The 276-nt window shown below is 50.7% G+C and carries 1 protein-coding gene; it reads left to right on the top strand.

Features of this window, described 5'->3' with window-relative positions; all coding sequences use genetic code 11:
- On the top strand, positions 1-147 hold the full coding sequence (locus SB719_RS19870) for an FCD domain-containing protein (RefSeq protein ID WP_412159695.1): 147 nt from the start codon (positions 1-3) through the stop codon (positions 145-147).
- Positions 148-276: the final 129 nt, after the last annotated feature.

Raw genomic sequence — 276 nt, 5'->3', positions numbered from 1 at the left:
ATGCTTATCTGGACCGGCAAAGAGAAATATACGCTCGTGGAACACGAGGAGATATTGGATTGTCTGTCTGTCCAGGATGCAGACCGCGCTGAAGCTGCCATGCTTCGACATCTTGAACGGTCGCGTACACTTTACAAAAAAGAATAGAGCTTTTGCGAAGGATAGGGAGGGGTATTCGCAGCCCCTCAGCTGTCAGATTTCTCGAACCCGGCATAAATATCCGCTCTGGTTTGAGGCACAGCGGAAATACCGCGTTTGCGCTTTGAGGCCAGTGTC

Source organism: Pantoea sp. SIMBA_079 (genome assembly GCF_046940275.1).
Taxonomy (GTDB): domain Bacteria; phylum Pseudomonadota; class Gammaproteobacteria; order Enterobacterales; family Enterobacteriaceae; genus Pantoea; species Pantoea borealis.
This window is presented reverse-complemented; position numbering and strand designations above follow the sequence as displayed.